Below are 19,214 nucleotides of genomic sequence, written 5' to 3' on the forward strand. Positions count from 1 at the left end.
CTTTTCCTTTTCTCTACTTCTGCCGCCTGCGCGGCGCGCGGCAAGGCGGGGCCGGTTATGGGGCTTCGCCCCCTTCTCGGCCCCCCTTGCATCCCCCCCGAAGCACCCCCGCTCTACCCCCGACCAACAACTTCTTTCGGGGCGGCTACGCACGAACCTCGCCGACGTGTCGGCTTCGGTTCTTTATAACGCCGCCCCCTGCAACAGCTTGTGCCTTGCCTGAAAAGCCGTAACATCCCAGCTAATTACCTATATAGTTGAACCAGCTGGCTTTACAGGACTCACTGGCCCTCAATACAGCCTGATGCCCATGACCGTCGCTCAACGCAAAAACGCACGGTGGCATTGCGCGGCGCGCAGGGAGATCGCCGAGCGGAGCGAGGAAACTCCCGAAGCAAAAGCCGCGCAGCCCTCGCGCAATGACGGAATATGGAAAGCCCTTGGGACGAACCCGTAAGAATGGAGATATACGACAAGCCCAGCGGGGTAGTCCGGGGGGAGTGCAGAGGGGGCCTCGGAGGGGCGGCAGCCCCTAACAGGCCCCCTTCTGCCGCGCGCCGCGCAGGCGGCCAAAACGACATATACGGAAAGGGCACCGTGCCCGCAGGGCACTACACACCTCAGTCAAAAGACAAACTCCGAATTTCCGCCCCACCCCACACCCCGCTAACCAGACGCCCTACCTTCATTCAGCGCGAAAACGCACGGTGGCATTGCGCGGCGCGCAGGGAGATCGCCGAGCGAAGCGAGGAAGCTCCCGAAGCAAAAGCCGCGCAGCCCTCGCGCAATGACGGAATATGGAAAGCCCGTGAGGGCTAACCCGTAGGAATGGAGATATACGACAAGCCCAGCGGGGTCGTCCGGGGGGAGTGCAGAGGGGGCCTCGGAGGGGCGGCAGCCCCTAACAGGCCCCCTTCTGCCGCGCGCCGCGCAGGCGGTCAAAACAACATAAACGAGAAAGCCTCCGTACCCGCAGGGCACTCCCCACCCCTCAAAAGCTTCGTACTTTCCCACCCGCTTGTCAGGTCGACACATGCCCACAGGGCACAATACCTTACTCTCAGAGCTCCAACCCCGAGTTACCCGCCGCTGCAACGTACCCCCTCAAACGTCAAATGCCGCCCCTGCATAGCAGAGACGGCACTTGTATTTTCAGTCCTTGACGCTTGCCACAAAACCGCAATGCGCCTTGCAGAACACCTATTTCATGTTGATGACCCGCACATCACCCTTGGTTTCATTGACTTTCTTACGGAAGCTCTGGCGGCGGTCCTCGCCATCCACAAGCCCGGCCAGCCATTCCGCCACATGCAGCACGGGATGCTTGTCGTGCATGTTGATGAGGCAACGGGCAATACCAATCTTGCACGACGGGCAGCCCACAACCACCGGACCTTCATAATCTTCACCCATAGCATCGCCAAGTCTCTTTTGCTTGCGCGAACGCAACAGGTTGTAAATCTGGGGTGAGGTCATGGCCCCCATGCCTGATTCACCGCAGCAACCGGGATTCAGTGCAACCTTGGCTCCGGTGAAGTCACCCAGAGCACGCACCACCTGCTGCTGCCCCTTGACCTTGTGTACGTCGGCCCACTCACAGTGGCAGGCCCCGTGATAGAGCACCTTGGAGCCTTCGGGCAAGGGGGCGCTCAGGTTGTCGCGAGAAAGCAGCGGCAGCGTGAGCTGCGCCACGTCGCGCATCACCAGATCCGGGAACTGGGCCTGCATATTCATGCGTTCCAGTCCGTCGCGGCAGGAACCGCAGGCTGTCACCAGATATTTGCAGTCAAAGCCCTGTTTGGTCAGATTACGCAGCATTGAAGCCATGTATTGGCGATTCTGGGCCATATTGTCTTCAAAGGCGGTGTCCATCCCCGCTGCCAGCAAGGGGAAACCGCAGCACATATGCCTGGGCGGCACAGCCACAGCAAAACCGGCCTTGAGCAGCAGCATTATGGAAGATACGCCTATGCGGTCATAAAAAAGCGCACCACCGCAGCCGGGAAAGTACAAAACCAGAGGCATGCCGGGCGTGGGCTCGTCAGGCGCAAAAACGGCGCCCCGGTGCAGTTTGAGGGCTTCATAAAGGTTGGTGTAGCCCATTTTGGGGCCGCGTCCCGAAAAAAGCGGGCTTTGCATGCGGCGCTTCCATACTTCGGGCACAAAACCAAGAAACTTGTTCTGCATCTTCTGACCCAAAGAGGCCATTTTGGCAGCCTTGGGCACACGGTGGGCAATATCATGCCCAAGCCAATCCAGCGCACGGCCCTTGATGGGATGCCCGGCAGCGCCTTCATGCTCCAACAGGGCACGCAGGGTCAGGGCCACTTCGCCGGAAGGAATCTTTACCGGGCAGTTGGCCATGCAGCGCCCACAGGCCGTGCAGTGCTCGACGACATCGCGCATCCACTTGAGCAGGCGCTCGTCAATGCGGCCTTTGTTGACCTGCGAGTAATACACCGCCTCCAGCAGCATACCCAGCACCATATTCTTGTTGCGCGGGTGGTACTGCATGGAGCGCTCGGGATAGCACATGGAACAGACCTGCTTGCACTTGCCGCAGCGCGTGCACACCTGAATGGACGTGAGCAGGTGAATGAGCTTGTCTTTGTCCGGCAGACCGCTTTCGCGAATGTCGCGGATAAGGCGGTTGAAGGAGAAGGTAAAGGGACGCACGGGCAGGTCGCGGTAGACCAGCTTGGCGGGATTCATAACGTCGCGGGGGTCCACGCGTTCTTTGAAAGCCCGCAGGGCGTCCATTTTTTCTTTGCTGAAAAAGGCTATTTTGGTGATGCCGATGCCGTGCTCGCCCGAAACCTCACCGCCCATTTCCTGGCATTCAGCCATAATGTGGGCCGCTACTTCTTCGGCTTCTTCCAGCATCTGGGCATCGTTGGAGTTCACGGGAATGTTCACATGACAGTTGCCGTCGCCGGCATGCATGTGGCTGGCCACAACAATGCGGCTGGCGTTCATGTACTCATGAATCTTGACGATCTTTTTGGCGAGATGCGGATACTTTTCTTTCAGGGCTTCAAGAAAAACCTCGGCACGGGCGGCCATTTCCATATCAGACAGGTCAGCGGCGGAAACATCGCCCGAAGCTGCCTTGGAGGCCTGTGAAAATTCCCGGTTGAAGTCCTTGTCTTCCATCGGGTAGCCGGGCAGCCGTCCCACTTCTTGAAGGGCGTGGCGGTAGGCCGCAGCGGTGCATTCCAGGTTGACCTGCTCAAGAAAGAGCGCGAAATCCGGTATGCGCTCCATAGGAATGACAACGTCTTCGTTGAGTTTGAAGCCGGAGGTGCGCTTGGCTATGGCCGAAAGCTTGTGGCGGTCTTCCCAGAAGCGCTCGCCTTCCTTGTCGTCGGCGGCCACAATGATATCAACGTTCTCCTGCTGCTCAACCACGCTGACGATGTCGCCCACACAGGTGTCCAGAAGGTAAGGATCGTCGCCGTCCACTTGAAGGATAATAACCGAAATGGGCGAACCTTCGTATTTTTCAGACTTGCGCTTGTATTCGATAGCCTGAACGTATTTGGCGTTGAATTCTTCCATGGCCGAAAGGTGGGCGTAGTCGCCTTCTTCGCGGATACGGTTGCGCAGGGCCACCAGTTCGCGCACCACGATGGCGGCCGGGTGCATTGACCGGCCAAAAAACTCCAGCACCATGATGCGCTTGTGCTTGGGCTTGGGATGCAGAATAAAACAGGCTTCCGTGATGATGCCGTCCACGCCTTCTTTCTGCATGCCGGGCAGCCCGCCCAGAGCCTTGTTGGTCACGTCCTTGCCAAGGCCCGGCAGGCGGATTTCGTCGCCACGCAAATGCACCACGTTGCGCACGCCGCCACTCACGTCCTTGACCACAAAGACCGCAGTTTCTGTGGCAAGAATTTTATGGCGCGGATGATTTTCGCGTTCGATGGTGATGATTTCGCCAGTGGGCGTCACCATGCGCCACCACAGCAGGTTGTCCAGCGTGGTGCCGTACTCAAAGGCCATCGGGCCGCCAGCATTTTCTGAAATATTGCCGCCAATGGACGAAGCCTGTTTGGAGGCCGGGTCAACGGAAAAAAGAGCGCCCGCGGCGTCAACGGCGTTTATGACGGTCTGGGTTATGGCCCCGGCCTGACAGGTCACTGTCATGTCCTTCAAATCAATGTCCCCCACGCGCGTAAGGCGAGTGAGGCTCACGATAAGAGTGCGCTTGCGCGCGGGCACGGCGCCGCCCGTCATGCCTGATCCGCCGCCACGCGGAATAAGGGCGAACTTCATGTCATTGGCCAGCTTCACCAGCTCGGCCACCTGCTCTGTGGTATCGGGTTCAACCACAAGCAGGGGCAGCTCCATGCGCAAGTCCGTCGCGTCGGTGGCGGATTCCACCAGTGCGCCGGGATTGGTCAAAATACATTCCGCCGGCAGGATGTCGCCCAGAGCGTCGATGAGCTTTTCCCTGAATTCCATTTCGGCCTGGTGGGCCGACCAGAACATGGTAATGCCCTCGCCAATGGCCGTGGCATAATAATGCGCCAGAGAAACGGCTTCTTTTTCAAAGCTCGCGCGCACGCTGCCGCGCACGGTATCGGCGTCAATGAAGGGATTGTAAGCCACCAGAAAAAGCTCTTCGGCTATGGCGATGGCAAGGTTGCGCACGGATTCGGGCCATTCGGCAAAATCATCAATATTAATGCGCAGAATGCGGTTCACCACATAGTCGGGAGAAATGGAAATATGCGGACCCTTATGGGGCATGGCGTTCTAACCTCGTAGGCACTGTGGCAATCTATTAACATGACAGACAGATAGTTTTGGGGGAAGCCCTTTTTCTACGTTCAATGCGCACGGATGGCAAGTAGCGGGCAAAAACCCGAATAACGGGGGCATATATGTGCAACCGCAACTACCGCCAAAAAATTGTCTCTTCTGTCACGGGCCTGCCGCAAAGCTGTCTTTGACATTTATCCGCGTGTGGCTATGCTTTTTCAGCACACAACAAGACAACGAATGTTTCGCTCAGAGGAGTGCTTCAAAATATGTTTATTGAAAAATTGCAGCCCATTACTGATGCATTTGATTGGTTGCAACACAGTTGGGAACGCGCTGTCACCCAACGGCGTGTGGCTTTTTTCATCCTCTGGGTCTATCTGCTGGCCCTTCTGGGTATTGAGCTGAACAGGCAGGGACTTTTGCCTCCCTGGCTGTCTACCGTCACGCCCACCAGCCATTTTTACGCCATCCATCTGGCTTTTACGCTCATACTGGTGCTAGAGGTTATGGGCCTCATTCTGGTCATTCCCAGCTCCCTTTCGCAATCAATGGGCAAGCAGTTTGAAATCCTCACCCTCATCCTGCTGCGCAACGCCTTCAAGGAATTGAGCCACCTGCCAGAACCCGTCAGCGTGGCCAGCGACATGCTGCCCGTACTTTATATCGCCGTTTCGGGCGCGGGGGCCTTGCTGGTATACCTGTGCCTCGGGCTGTACAAGCGTATCGCCCGGCGGCACATGCATTTCATCTCCTCTCCAGATCTGCGTATGCGCTACGTCATGAGCAAAAAACTGCTGGCCTTGCTGCTCTTCATCATTTTTCTTTGCGTCGCCGTGAGGGATGTTATTTCTTTTGTCACCACAGGCAACGACCAGAGTTTTTTTGAAACCCTGTATACCATTTTGATTTTTTCAGACATCACTCTGGTGCTTATAGCGCAACGCTACATGCCTGCCTTTCACGCGGTCTTCCGCAACTCCGGGTTTGTTATCGGCACCCTGCTCATGCGGTTATCTCTTTCCGCAGCGCCATTATGGAGCCCGGTCATAGGCCTTTTCGCCGCAGTTTTTGTTCTGGCGCTTACCTGGGGTACCAACTACTTCACGCCACTGCCACGAATAGAATGCTCGGCCCGTGACGACCAGAAGGCCCTGCCCGAAACAACTGACTGAAGCAACCCCGCACCAGGCAGTGCCCTCACGAGATAAGTCCCCCTGCTATGCCAGAAAAAACGAGCCTGTCATGCTGCAAGCGCATGCTGACAGGCTCGTAACGTTGCGGCCCAGGATCTAACGGCATTGCCCAGGGCAGATATGATGCTCGGCGCCGCCCGCTGACCATAAAGAAACCCTGCACGCTTTTTGCCATTCTTTGGAACTTCTGGGGAAGCAGCGCCAATGCCTCTGCCCCACCACATCCATGCCGGGGGCACGGTGCCGTGAACGCCGCTGCGAGCGCAAGCCCGAAGCCCGCAAACGCAGAACTGTTGCGTGAAAAGCCGTCCCGCAGGTCGGCAATGCGGCTTACCCCTCGCCGTTTATTGAAAAACTCTAGAATAACAACGCTGACAACAAAAACGCAAAAGGGCGACCCGAAGGGCCGCCCTTTAGACATCAAGATATGTGGAAAATCAGGCGTTAGCCGCCTTGAGCATTTCTTCCACCATAGAAAGTGTAGGCGTTGCGCCAGATTCAAGCCCGCAAAGGCCGCGCACGGCCAGCATGAGCATATCGAACTGCAAAGACATTTCGGCCATGCCGTTATGAATGATGCAGTTATCGCCACGTACTGCAAGGCGGTACGCATGACGGCTGCGCTCCTGACCAGACGAGCGTACGATATAATACACCTGTTCGTTGGTGTCGGTCACATAGAGCTTTTGACGGGTGAGCATGCCAAGTGCTTCGTCATACCACGAGCACTCAGAAAAAAGTCGGCCACGAAAACTGAAATCGCTGCCGTTGTCGTGCTTCAGACAAATGTCTTCCATAGTTTTTTGCACGTTCATTCAATCCTCCGCGAGCTCTTCCCCACCACTTGAGCGTAGGTGGGTGACGCTTTTTGGAAGCTAGCACTGCATGCAAATGGTTGTCAACAATAGCAGCAAGCAAACAACAAAATCGCATGTAGAAATATTTCATGCTTATTATATCATACTAAAATATATAATGAATATAAAACATATTTCTTGAAACAATCTTGCGGTTCCCCATACTTTTTCATGAATTTTGCTATCGGGAGCAACTGGCTGCCTGTGAAAGTCCACAAGAGGACGCGAAGCGCTGCTGAGGGCCAAAAGGCCAAAAAGCGGGATTGATAATTATAAAATTAGCCCGGCACAGCCAAACTCCGGGAGGCTTGTCGCATTGCGGTCTGCGACAAGCAAAGAACACTTACACGGGATTTTCAGATAGTTACGATTTAATTCGTGCACGACACTCCGCAAAGCGGGAATATGCGCGCGCCACTGGCGAGTCAGGGTCCATACCTACAAGAAAGTCGCCCCTGGCCTGAATAGGGTCAGGCGTCACCACACGTGGCGCGCGCCAGCCCATATCTTCATCCGACAATGGCTTGCTGGCCGTCACATCCAGCCCTGGTTTGCCCATAAGCAGTGATACCTTTACGCCGCCAAAAAAGGGTTCTTCCATAAAGGCATTGACCCTTTCCAGCAGTTCAGCACTCATAAGGTGCAGTTCCTGAGCCAGCATGGCATCCTCGGCCCCTATGAGCAGTAAATCCCTGTGGTGGCCAAGGGGACGGGCCAGTTCTGCCAGCTCCGGGCCCATAACCATGTTCCAATTCTGCCACAGATGACTCAGCCGGTTACGCGCCTGAGCCTGCGCCGGGTCCACGCCAAGCCCGGCCATAACGGCGGCTAGCACTTCGCCAACGGCCACCGGTTCGGCATTTTTATTTTTTTTGCGAAATACTTTAGGAAACATGAGCAGTTCCGCCACAATGGGCATTGTGAATCACAGAGCCACCCCGCGCTTGGGAAGGGTTAGCCCAACGCCAGGCCTGTTGACCATATGCAGATATATTGATATTAGCATCAACATAAGTTGATTTATCGCAGGAAAACAAATGGCACTTTTGTATTTTAAAGCACTTTCAGACGAAACACGCCTTCGCCTTGTGCACATCTTGCTGCATTACGAGTTGTCGGTCAACGAACTGGTGCGCATTCTGGACATGGGGCAATCGCGGGTTTCGCGTCATCTGAAAATCCTTACCGAGGCTGGGCTGCTCACTTCACGCCGTGATGGGCTGTGGGTTTTCTACGCTACGCCACGCTCGGGCGAAGAGCGCGACTTTCTGCTCTCCATCACTCCCTTTGTTCATGCAGACGCCGCTATGCGGGCAGACCTGAATATGGCTGCGCAGATGCTTGAAGAACGCGCTCTCAAGACCCGCCAGTTCTTCAACGCCATTGCTGAAGACTGGGACGAGCTGAACCGCGAGGTTCTGGGGGCTTTTGACCTGCCTGACGCCGTGTGCGCCGCTGTGCCCAAAGACTGTGGCATGGCTGTGGACCTGGGTTGCGGCACGGGGGCCGTGCTGGCGCGCATGCTGCCACTGGCGCGTGGAGTCATTGGCGTGGACGGCTCTGCACGCATGCTTGAGATCTGCCGCCGGCGCTTTACACCTGAAGACCTCTCTGAGGATCGGGTATCTCTGCGTATCGGCGAACTGAGCCACCTGCCCCTGCGGGATCAGGAAGCGGATTTCGCCTGCATCAATCTTGTGCTGCACCATCTTTCTGATCCGCTGCACGGCCTGCGCGAGATACGCCGCATCATGGCCCCCGGCGGACGCCTCTTTGTGGCGGATTTTCTTCGCCACAGCGACGAAACCATGCGCAACCGCTACGGCGACCGCTGGCTTGGCTTTGACGAAGACGGTCTGGACGCTGATCTCAAGTCTGTGGGCTTTAACACGCTGACCTGTACGCGGCAGCCCGTGGACCGGGGCCTGACCCTGCTGATTTTGACAGCAGAGGCCCATTAGCCTTTTTGCCGCAAGGCAAGAAGTGCAACACTCCACTCGCTTAAAATTATTAACAAATCAGATACTTCAAAGAATGGGAGACATCAATGACCAAAGCTCTTGATCTGAGTCTGGCGCACAAAGTTGCAGACATGGCCCTGGCCGATTTCGGCAAAAAAGAAATGCAGCTTTCCGAGCGGGAAGTGCCCGGCCTTATGGAATGCATCAAAAAATACGGCCCCAGCAAGCCGCTTAAGGGACTCAAGATCACGGGTTCCCTGCATATGACCATCCAGACGGCCATGCTCATCCAGACCCTGCACGCTCTGGGCGCGGACATCCGCTGGGCTTCGTGCAACATTTTCTCCACGCAGGACCACGCCGCCTCCGCCATTGCCGACCTGGGCATGGCCAAGGTTTTTGCCTGGAAGGGCGAAACCCTTGAAGATTACTGGTGGTGCACCGAAATGGCACTTACCTGGCCTGACGGCAGCGGCCCCGACCTTATTGTTGACGATGGCGGCGACGCCACCCTGCTTATCCACAAGGGCGTTGAAGCTGAAAACAACCCCGCTGTTCTTGATGAGAAGACCGACAACAAGGAACTGCAGTGCATCCTTGACCGCCTCAAGCTGCGCCTCAAAGAAGATCCCCAGCACTGGCACAAGGTAGCTGCCAAGATGAAGGGCGTTTCGGAAGAAACCACTACTGGCGTGCATCGCCTCTATCAGCTTGAAGCCGCTGGCAAGCTGCTCTTCCCTGCCATCAACGTCAACGACGCTGTTACCAAGTCCAAGTTCGACAACCTGTACGGCTGCCGCGAATCCCTGGCTGACGGTATCAAGCGTGCCACTGACGTCATGATTGCCGGCAAGGTTGTTGTGGTTGTGGGTTACGGCGACGTGGGCAAGGGCTGCGCCCAGTCCATGCGCGGCTTCGGCGCGCGCGTGCTGGTGACGGAAATCGACCCCATCTGCGCCCTTCAGGCTGCGATGGAAGGCTACGAAGTCACCACCATTGAAGACGCACTGGCTCAGGGCGACATCTACGTCACCTGCACGGGCAACTACCACGTCATCACCGGCAAGCATATGGAAGCCATGAAGGACGAAGCCATTGTGTGCAATATCGGCCATTTCGACAACGAAATTGAAATGACCTATCTTGAAAACACGCCCGGCGTCACCTGCCTGAATATCAAGCCGCAAGTGGACAAGTGGACCCTCAAGTCTGGCCGCAGCATCGTTGTGCTGGCTGAAGGCCGCCTGGTCAACCTTGGCTGCGCCACGGGACATGCCAGCTTTGTCATGTCCAACAGCTTCACCAACCAGACGCTGGCCCAGATCAAGCTGGCCACTGAAAAGCTGGAAAACAAGGTCTACACCCTGCCCAAAGAACTGGACGAAGAAGTGGCCCGCCTGCACCTTGGCCGTCTTGGCGTCAAGCTGACCAAGCTCACCAAGGAACAGGCCGACTATATCGGCGTCAATGTGGACGGCCCCTTCAAGGCAGACCACTACCGCTACTAGGCCATTTGTCTTTGCAAGGGGTGGAACACCCGCGGCCAATAGCTCATGCCGCCCAGCGCAAAATGTGCTGGCACTGTGGTAAAGCGAGTACTGCACGGCTTGCCCTTGCAAGATAGAATATAAAAAAAGCGGATTCAGAAGAGTTGGATTGCGCGGCTTAAAGCCGCCACAGGCGCCGGACGCCAAGATGGCTCCGGCGCCTGCTGAAAATCGACGTAAAAGGGTCTTGCCCTTTTGCGCATGCACGGGGCGGCTGCCCGCCGCGCCCCTGCGTAATGACCGAAGTTTTGCTTCGGTCATTTTTATTTTAAACACCATATAGTTGCACACAATACTTCAATTTTATTAAAATTTTTATTTCAAAACATTTCATGACTGAGAATTATCACGAGCTCCTGATACCGGAAGCATAGCTATTCAATAAGACGCAATTCAAGAGTGACATTCTGCCGCATTTTTTTCTTGCTGCTGGCATGGCCAAACCTGAAATCAAATGACACTGCATACGCCAATGGCTAACTGCGCTATCAGTTAAGATGTAGTTACTGTTTTTTACAAATTATAAACAGTCGCTACAGTTAATTAATATGCACAACTAAAATAAAAAACTTCATTACACATATTATCTTGAAAATATTATTTTTTGAAACTCGTTTTTTATATTGCTAACACCCATAAGTCATGGTTAGTAATGCCGATAATACATTTTACAGAAAGATAAAAATATTCATAAAGATTAAAATATCGAACATTCATTAAAAAACAAATCAATTAAACTAACTACAACATATAAATAAATACAAACCATACCCCCCGATTACATAAGAACATCTCATACAACTGCAATACAATTACCTAGAATGGGGGAGAATATGAAATTAGGAGTAAAGCTTTCGCTTATGTCAGCGTTTTTGCTTCTGCTCATAGCGATATTAGGCACGTTCAGCCTGATGCAGATGTCAAATATCAATGACGGATCAACGGAAATCAGCCGCAACTGGCTTCCTTCCACGCGAAGCGCCCTGAACCTGAACGTGCTCACATCAGACTACCGCCTTGCCGAATCCATGCTGGTCAATATGGGCAGCTCTGACGAGTACAGGCCTACCTACAAAAACCGCATGGATGCAGCCCTGAAGGGTATGGGTTCCGTCAGCAGCCAATATGTAAAACTCATCTCCTCGCCTCAGGAACAACAGACATACGACACTTTTCTGCGGCAGTGGAAGGAATACCTGGAAATCAGCAACAAGGTCATGCAGCTTGCGAACAGCGACAAGCATGATCAGGCCATGCAGCTCTTTCGTTCGCAGTCCCGCACACTCTTTGAGCAGTGCAATGAGTCGCTCATGAGCCTGGTGCGAATCAACACGGAAGGCGGCGATGCCGCCAGCAATAACTGTGACGAGATGTACAGTAACGCGAGAGTGCTGATTATAGCCTTGCTTGCAGCCGCCCTGATTGCGGGCACGGCAACTGTTATCTTTATTATCCGTGGCACGCACAAACAGCTGGGCAAAGACCCCGGTGAACTCAACAACGTTGCCAACCGCGTGGTTCAGGGCGACTACAATATTGACGATGGCAGCGCCAAAGAAGGCGTGTACAAGTCCATTGTGGCTATGGTTAACGCCCTGAAAAAAAATATCGAGCACGCGCAGCAGGAATCCCTGAAGGCGCAGGAAGCCTCTGAACGGGCCGGGATTGCCCAGGCCGAAGCCGAAGAAGCGCGCGCCAGAGCAGAAAACGCCCGTCGCGAAGGCCTGCTTGACGCCGCTGCTCAGCTGGAAGGCGTCGTCAACGTCATTGCTTCGGCCTCGGAAGAACTTTCAGCCCAGATAGAACAATCCTCGCACGGCGCGGCGCAACAGGCTGGACGCATTGCCGACACGGCCACCGCGGTTGAAGAAATGAACGCCACGGTGCTTGAAGTTGCCAGAAACGCCGCCACCGGGGCCAGCCTTTCAAGCGCCACGCAGGAAAAAGCGCATGACGGCGAGCAGATAACCACCCAATGCCAGACTGCCATCAACGATGTACAGAACGACACTATGGCGCTCAAAACCAGCATGGACGAACTCTCCGGCCATGCGCAGGCCATCTCTGAAATCATGACGGTCATATCGGACATTGCCGACCAGACCAACCTTCTGGCCCTCAATGCCGCCATCGAAGCAGCCCGCGCTGGCGACGCTGGCCGCGGATTTGCCGTCGTTGCTGACGAAGTGCGCAAGCTTGCTGAAAAAACAATGTCTTCCACAATGGATGTGGGCAAAGCCATCGGCGCCATTCAGGAAAGTTCACAAGCCGGCGTAAAGCGTATGGACACCGCAGTGGAGAAGGTAAACCGCGCCACGCAATTCACCTTGCGCAGCGGCGAGGCCTTGAAGGAAATCCTCGGGCTTGCAGAGCAGACAGCAGATCAGGTGCGCAGCATCGCCACCGCCAGTGAACAGCAGTCGGCCTCATCGGAAGAAATTGCCCGGTCTGTGGAGCACGTGAACACCATCGCCAGCGAAACTTCGCAGGCAATGGGCGAAGCCAGCAAGGCTGTTTCCGATCTGGCCAAACAGGCTCAGGAACTGGCCAGGATTATCGAAAATCTCAAACGCGCCTGATTCTTCTTTTTCACGTTACTCCATTCCGGCCTTTTCCCGCAGGAAAGGGCCGGATTTTTTATATGCGGTTCGCTGCCAAAGCCCACGTTGCTCACTGCCTCCATGCCGTGTATGCTGCGCCCGTGCGAGGGCAGGGCTGAAAAATACCACGTAAACTGTAACAGCCCGTGCAAGCGGGGCCGCACAATATAAGAATCCGGCGCTCCAAGGGTTCCCGTTTTTCTAAAGCAGTTTCGCCCCCCGGTGACATGACGCCGCAGATAAATTTTTCAAGGAATACAATGCAAAAAGTGACCATTCATACAGACGGTTCCTGTCTCGGCAATCCTGGCCCCGGTGGCTGGGCAGCCATTCTCAAGCTGGAAGGAGAGGACTACCGCAAGGAATTCTCCGGCGGTTACGCCCTCACCACCAACAACCGCATGGAAATGCTGGCCGTCATTGAATCACTGGTTCTGCTCAAGAACCCCTGCCTTGTGGAACTCTATACTGACTCGCGCTATGTGTGCGACAGCGTGAGCAAAGGCTGGCTGTGGGGATGGGTAAAAAAGAACTGGATAAAGTCGGACAAAAAGCCCGTTCTCAATGTGGACCTGTGGCAGCGCATGTTGCCGCTTCTGCGCCAGCACAAGGTAACGTTTAACTGGCTTAAAGGGCATGCAGGACACCCGGAAAACGAGCGTTGCGATGTTCTGGCCCGCACCCAGGCAAGCCGCCGTGACCTGCCGCAGGATACGGGCTACAAAGCCTGATCACCCAAACGCGAACCGCAATACCGCAAAACCATGCCTGTTCAACCCCCATCAGCAGAAACAGCCTTTTCTCTGGCCGCGCTATGGCATGCGCTGGGCTGGCCGCTCTTGCGCCTGCTTATGGGCATGGCCGCTGGCCTGCTCATAGCCAACGTGCTTGAGGCTTTGCGCTGGACACGCCATCTGGCCCGCCTGGCGGCCCCGCTGGCCCGCACGGCCCATCTGCGTGAGGTAGCGGGGGCCAGTTTTTCACTGGCCTTTGTATCCCCGGCAGCGGCCAACAGCCTCCTGTCCGACAGCCACAATCTGGGTGAACTTTCCGGCAAAGAACTTATGCTGGCCAACCTTTTCAACAGTTTGCCCGCATATATGGTGCACACGCCCACCATCTTTCTGCTTACCTGGCCCGTACTGGGCATGCCCGCCGTCGTTTACGTGGGGCTTACCCTGATGGCCGCCATAGGGCGCACAGCCTTCACCGTGGTGCTGGCCCGGCGCATACTGCCGCCGCCCCCGCCGGGCTGTATTGCCTGCAAGGCAGACAGCAACGAGCGCACAAACTGGAACGCCGCCCTGCGCAAAGCCTGGAAGCGTTTCACCCGCCGCCTGCCCAAGCTTGTGTACTTTACCGCGCCCATCTACGTGCTTATGTATCTTATGCAGCAGTTCGGCTATTTCGCTTTGGCCGAACAATGGCTTTCACAGCACATGTCCTGGCTTTCCTTCTTGAAGCCGCAGGCTATGGGCATTATTGTGCTGCATCTGGCGGCGGAGCTTGGCGCGGCCCTTGGCGCGGCGGGAAGTGTGCTGCAAACAGGCGGCCTTTCGGCACGTGATGTCGTGCTGGCCCTGATGGTGGGCAATATATTATCCACGCCCATGCGCGGCATACGGCACCAGTTGCCCTCGTACTCCGGTTTTTTCCGCCCGGCCCTGGCGTTGCGCCTCATTCTGGCAAATCAGGGGTTACGTGCGGCCAGTATGACGGCTGTGACCATTATCTATTACTACGCCAGCGCCTGAGCTGACACGGCGTACACGGGACAACCGGGGCAGCCCGGCAGAGACATCCAATGAGCGAACAAATGGATATTGCAGAGGTTCAGGAAAATTTTGGCATGGGCGTTATTTGCGCCCAGCAGGTGTTGAGCCATTTTTCTGAAAAATTCGGCCTGCCCTACGAAGATGCGTTGCGCATTGCCTCCTGTTTTGGGTCGGGCATGGGGCAGGCGAACACATGCGGCTGCGTCACCGGGGCGCTTATGGCCATTGGCCTTGCCCGCGGCCCGGCCGGAGCGTGCAGCCGCGAGCAGAAGCAGGCCCTGTACGCCCGCCGCGACGCCTTTATGGCGGCCTTTGCCCAGGCTCACGGCAGCCTCGAATGCCGCGGCATTTTGGGCCATGATCTTACTGATCCGCAAGCCCGCGCGCTTATACTTGAAAAAAATCTGTTCACCACAGTGTGCGTTCCTATGATTTGCGAAACCTGCGCACTGCTGGAAGAATATTTATAGCCACTGCGCCACAAGGAGACCCCCATGACGGAAACGTCCACACCTACGCAAGAAGATCAGCAGCGCCCCCGCCGCACCCCGGTGGAAATTCCCGCCCACTGCCAGGTAATCAAGCCTGAACACACGGGCGCGCGCATTGTAGTGCTGTTGCAGCCCGAGGAAAAACACCTCTCCTTGCCGAGGCCCAAAACGTCGCGGCAATTGCTTGCAGCGCTGGGGCTGGCTGAAGAAACAGCGCTGGTGGCCCGTGACGGGCAGCTGCTTACTCCTGACAGGCACATCTGGCCGGGCGACGAAATTCTTGTTCGAAAAGTGGCCTCCTCCGGCTAGGAGGCGGGCGCGTCAGATTTCTGCCTTTTGGCTGAGCAACGCTGCTTTTATGCGGCCCTTGCAGCAGACATGCAAAAAAATCTGTTGCCCGGCAACCTGCCGCAAAGGGTCCCCGTAAGACAACGTTGCCGCTGACTGGCAAAACCTGAACGCAAAGCCGCCCCGGGCAGGCCTAACACTTACCGGCACGGGCAAAAAGTTGCTCCGCCGCACGGAAAATGGTACCCGCCAACAATGTTCAATCTAGATATATCCCAAGCCCTGAGCACGCTGTCCATCGCGGCAGTGCCAGCTCTTCTGGGCATTATTCTGCATGAAGTGGCCCACGGATGGGTGGCCGCGCGCTGTGGCGACCCCACTGCCCGCATGATGGGACGTCTGACCCTCAATCCCCTGCCGCATATTGACCCGATGGGGCTGATGGTCTTTGGCCTCACGAGTCTCACTGGCTCCTTTGTTTTTGGATGGGCCAAACCCGTGCCCGTCAACCCGCGCTATTTTCGCAATCCCGCCAAAGATATGATGCTGGTGGCCCTGGCTGGCCCGCTGACCAACTTCATTCTGGCAGGAATCTTCGGTGTTTTGCTGCGGCTGACCCTGAGTTTTTTTCCGCCAATCGAGTGGCAGCACAGCAGCTTCTACATCTTTGCGCTCAAATCCATGCAGGTAGGCGTAATTATCAACTTTGGCCTGGGCTGGCTTAATCTGCTGCCCATCCCTCCGCTGGACGGCAGCAAGGTTGTGGCCTATTTTCTGCCTTTCAACGCTGCCTTGCGTTTTTTGAGCATTGAGCGCTTCGGTTTCATCATTCTTCTGGGGCTTCTGTTTACCGGCCTGCTGGGCATGGTGCTGGGCCCGCTGGTAACTGGCAGTGCCCGTGGCCTGCTGACCCTGCTTGGCATTTTGTAATTTCATTAAGGACTGTCTTTCATGAGTAAAGAACTGCGCACTGTTTCCGGCATGCGGCCCACTGGCCCCCTGCACCTTGGTCACTACTTCGGAGTGCTGAAAAACTGGGTGGAACTGCAACACACAGAAGAAGCCTACTTTTTTGTGGCAGACTGGCACGCCCTTACCAGCGATTATGCCGATCCTACCAAGATCCGCCTGAATATCCACGAGATGGTCAAGGACTGGGTGGGCGCTGGCCTTGATCCCGAAAAGTGCGTCATCTTTCGCCAGTCCGAAGTAAAGGAACATGCAGAGCTTTCTCTGCTGCTTTCTATGATCACGCCCGTGTCGTGGCTTGAACGCAACCCCACCTACAAGGAACAGCAGCAGCAGATCAGCAACAAGGACCTCGGCAACGCGGGCTTTTTGTGCTACCCCGTGCTTATGGCTGCGGATATTCTTATGTACCGCCCCCACGGCGTGCCAGTGGGCGAAGACCAGCTGCCCCATATGGAACTGACGCGCGAAATCGCCCGCCGTTTCAATTACCTCTACGGCGGCGAACTTCTGCCCGAACCCAAGGCCATGCTGACCCCCGCCGCCAAGTGCCCCGGCCTTGACGGACGCAAGATGTCCAAAAGCTACAACAACGGCATCTTCCTTTCCGACGATATGGCGGGCATTCAGGAAAAAGTGCGCGGCATGTTCACCGATCAGGCCCGCCTGCGCAAGTCCGACCCCGGCAACCCTGATGTCTGTAATCTCTTTCCGTACCATGTGCTGCTGAGCAGCCCCGAGGAACAGGCCGAAATTCGCAAGGGCTGCACCGGAGCCACCCTGGGCTGTGTGGACTGCAAAAAGATTTTCCTCAAGAACCTTGAAACATTCCTGACGCCCCTGCAGGAACGCCGCTCCGTGCTGGATGCCAATCCGGCCCGTGTGGACGAAATCCTCGCGCACGGCAATGACCGCGCACGCGCCTTTGCCAGCCAGACAATGGCCCTTGTGCGCGAAAAAATGGGGTTGTAGTTGAAGTTTGTGAGTGTGGACTACGGCCTGGCCCGCACGGGCCTGGCCGTGTCAGATCCTGAGGGGCGCATGGCCTTTCCCCTGGCCACGCTACGCTTGCAGGATTATGCCGACCGCAAACTTTTTCTGGCCGCCCTGGCGGAAAAAATCGTTGAAACCGGGGCCGAAGGTGTGGTGATGGGGCTTCCCCTGACTCAGGATGGGGAAGAAAGCCTGATCACCCGGCAGGTGCGCAACGTTACCCAGCGCCTCAAGCGCCGCGTGCCCCTGCCCTTTTACTACATGCTTGAGGAACTGAGTTCCGAAGAAGCCTGGGCCGACCTGCGCGAAGCCGGGTTGAAAATGCGCAAGCGCAAGGCAGTGCTTGACCAGCAGGCCGCCGTGCGCATTCTGTCGTCCTTTCTTTCCCTTACCCCGCAAGAGCGGAGTCCCGCATGAAAACGTTTTTACGCCTGCTCGGACTGCTGTTGCTGCTGGCCCTGGCTGGCAGCGGCTGGCTGGTCTATGAAGGCTATACCTTCCTGAACACCGCCCCGCAAACCGAAGGGCAGGAAGTGCTTTTCGACGTGCCGCCCGGCGCGCACTTCGCCCAGGTGGCTACAGCCCTTGAGCAAAAGGGCGTTGTTACCGATGCCCGCAAGTTTCGCCTGCTGGCCCGCTACAAAGAATGGGACAGCCGCCTGCAAGCCGGGCGTTTTGCCCTCAATTCCGGCTGGACGCCCGAAAAGGTGCTGGACATGCTGGTCAACGGGCAACCCGTGCTTTTTCGCATTACCGTGCCCGAAGGGCTCACCTGGTGGCAGACAGGCAAGCTGCTGGAAGAAGCGGGGCTTGTGCGTTTTGACGATTTTCGCAAAGTTATCATGGACCCGGATTTTCTGCGGCACTACGGTATTCCCTTTGCCACGGCCGAGGGCTTTCTTATGCCCGACACCTATCTGCTGAAAAAAGCGGATGAGCCGGATGCGGCACAGGCCCGCAGCGTGGCCGGACGGCTGGTGGACAACTTCTGGCGCAAAGCCGCCCCCGTGTGGCCCGGCGGCACAAAGCCCGCTGTAGACCAGTTGAAGACCTGGATGATTCTGGCATCCGTGGTGGAAAAGGAAACAGGCATCGACGCCGAACGCCCGCGCGTGGCAGGGGTGTACCAGAACCGCCTTGCCCGCAGTATGATTCTTCAGGCTGACCCCACGGTCATCTACGGGCTTGGCCCCGGATTTGACGGCAATCTGCGCCGCAGCCATCTGGACGACCCCAACAATCTGTACAATACATACCAGCGTCCCGGCCTGCCGCCGGGGCCCATATGCTCCTTCGGCATGGCCGCTCTCAGGGCCGCCATCAATCCCGAAAAGCACGATTTCATCTACTTTGTAGCAATCACCGATGGCGGAGAACACGTTTTTTCCACCAATCTTACAGACCACAACAGGGCCGTGCGCCAGTATCTGCAAAATCGGCGCAAACCCCAGAACCGCTGAGGAATCCCCGTGAAATACCTCATTGTTGAAGATTTTTCAGGTCAGGCCGTACCCTTTGTTTTTCCGCGCCGCGTTGACCACGTCGACATGCGCGAACAACTGCCTTACGGGCAAGTGCTTTCCGCCGGATTTCTCGAACTGGGACCGCAGGGTTTTATATGCTCGGGCGGCCATGCCGAGCTTGGGCTCAAGGCCCGGCCAGAGGAAGACGCCGCCATTATTGCCGAGGCCTTGCGACAACGCTGACAGTTAGGGAAACACTGATTAAAGAATCTTCTGGAAACGCTTTGTGGGGGAGGGACCCTTTTGCAAA

16 protein-coding genes are annotated in these 19,214 nt (G+C 56.2%); 13 read left to right on the top strand and 3 right to left on the bottom strand.

The genetic code is table 11. From position 1 onward, the window contains the following. Positions 1-1,200 precede the first annotated feature (1,200 nt). Positions 1,201-4,752, bottom strand: a complete 3,552-nt coding sequence (locus QM579_RS14040) for an FAD-binding and (Fe-S)-binding domain-containing protein (RefSeq protein WP_414999746.1) — start codon at positions 4,750-4,752, stop codon at positions 1,201-1,203. A gap of 281 nt (positions 4,753-5,033) precedes the next feature. Here QM579_RS14040 and QM579_RS14045 point away from each other — a divergent pair, with 281 nt between their 5' ends. Next, entirely contained in the window at positions 5,034-5,939 is a 906-nt protein-coding gene (locus QM579_RS14045; protein WP_414999747.1) for a hypothetical protein, read from the top strand. Positions 5,940-6,397: 458 nt separating this feature from the next. Here QM579_RS14045 and QM579_RS14050 read toward each other — a convergent pair whose 3' ends face one another. Further along, a complete protein-coding gene (locus QM579_RS14050) occupies positions 6,398-6,775 on the bottom strand; it encodes a hypothetical protein (RefSeq protein WP_414999748.1) in 378 nt (125 codons plus the stop codon). A gap of 406 nt (positions 6,776-7,181) precedes the next feature. Then, positions 7,182-7,712: a DUF721 domain-containing protein gene (locus QM579_RS14055; RefSeq protein WP_414999749.1), complete on the bottom strand. Its 531-nt coding sequence runs from the start codon at positions 7,710-7,712 to the stop codon at positions 7,182-7,184. A 142-nt stretch (positions 7,713-7,854) separates the two neighbouring features. Here QM579_RS14055 and QM579_RS14060 point away from each other — a divergent pair, with 142 nt between their 5' ends. From QM579_RS14060 to QM579_RS14115, 12 genes are all read left to right on the top strand, one after another. Next, the gene (locus QM579_RS14060) at positions 7,855-8,778 is read left to right on the top strand and encodes an ArsR/SmtB family transcription factor (protein WP_414999750.1); all 924 of its coding nucleotides are present in this window, start codon (positions 7,855-7,857) and stop codon (positions 8,776-8,778) included. An 86-nt stretch (positions 8,779-8,864) separates the two neighbouring features. Then, on the top strand, positions 8,865-10,286 hold the full coding sequence (gene ahcY / locus QM579_RS14065; RefSeq protein ID WP_414999751.1) for an adenosylhomocysteinase: 1,422 nt from the start codon (positions 8,865-8,867) through the stop codon (positions 10,284-10,286). An 872-nt stretch (positions 10,287-11,158) separates the two neighbouring features. Beyond that, complete coding sequence (locus QM579_RS14070; protein ID WP_414999752.1) at positions 11,159-12,904, top strand: methyl-accepting chemotaxis protein; 1,746 nt, start codon at positions 11,159-11,161, stop codon at positions 12,902-12,904. Positions 12,905-13,185: 281 nt separating this feature from the next. After that, a complete protein-coding gene (gene rnhA, locus QM579_RS14075) occupies positions 13,186-13,656 on the top strand; it encodes a ribonuclease HI (protein WP_414999753.1) in 471 nt (156 codons plus the stop codon). Between the two features lie 33 nt (positions 13,657-13,689). Beyond that, positions 13,690-14,679: a hypothetical protein gene (locus tag QM579_RS14080; RefSeq protein WP_414999754.1), complete on the top strand. Its 990-nt coding sequence runs from the start codon at positions 13,690-13,692 to the stop codon at positions 14,677-14,679. A 50-nt stretch (positions 14,680-14,729) separates the two neighbouring features. Continuing rightward, positions 14,730-15,170, top strand: coding sequence for a C-GCAxxG-C-C family protein (locus QM579_RS14085; RefSeq protein ID WP_414999755.1), 441 nt, complete (start codon positions 14,730-14,732; stop codon positions 15,168-15,170). A gap of 24 nt (positions 15,171-15,194) precedes the next feature. Continuing rightward, positions 15,195-15,500, top strand: coding sequence for a hypothetical protein (locus QM579_RS14090; RefSeq protein ID WP_414999756.1), 306 nt, complete (start codon positions 15,195-15,197; stop codon positions 15,498-15,500). Between the two features lie 234 nt (positions 15,501-15,734). After that, positions 15,735-16,409: a site-2 protease family protein gene (locus QM579_RS14095; protein ID WP_414999757.1), complete on the top strand. Its 675-nt coding sequence runs from the start codon at positions 15,735-15,737 to the stop codon at positions 16,407-16,409. Positions 16,410-16,430: 21 nt separating this feature from the next. Then, positions 16,431-17,420, top strand: a complete 990-nt coding sequence (gene trpS / locus QM579_RS14100; protein ID WP_414999758.1) for a tryptophan--tRNA ligase — start codon at positions 16,431-16,433, stop codon at positions 17,418-17,420. Beyond that, positions 17,421-17,858 carry a Holliday junction resolvase RuvX gene (gene ruvX / locus QM579_RS14105; protein ID WP_414999759.1) on the top strand — a complete coding sequence of 146 codons (438 nt, stop codon included), beginning with the start codon at positions 17,421-17,423 and terminating at the stop codon, positions 17,856-17,858. After that, the gene (gene mltG, locus QM579_RS14110) at positions 17,855-18,901 is read left to right on the top strand and encodes an endolytic transglycosylase MltG (protein WP_414999760.1); all 1,047 of its coding nucleotides are present in this window, start codon (positions 17,855-17,857) and stop codon (positions 18,899-18,901) included. The genes ruvX and mltG overlap by 4 nt, the downstream gene beginning before the upstream one ends. A 9-nt stretch (positions 18,902-18,910) precedes the next feature. Continuing rightward, complete coding sequence (locus tag QM579_RS14115) at positions 18,911-19,147, top strand: hypothetical protein (protein WP_414999761.1); 237 nt, start codon at positions 18,911-18,913, stop codon at positions 19,145-19,147. The last annotated feature ends 67 nt before the right edge of the window (positions 19,148-19,214 follow it).

Source organism: Desulfovibrio sp., assembly GCF_047607245.1.
Classification (GTDB): Bacteria; Desulfobacterota; Desulfovibrionia; order Desulfovibrionales; family Desulfovibrionaceae; genus Desulfovibrio.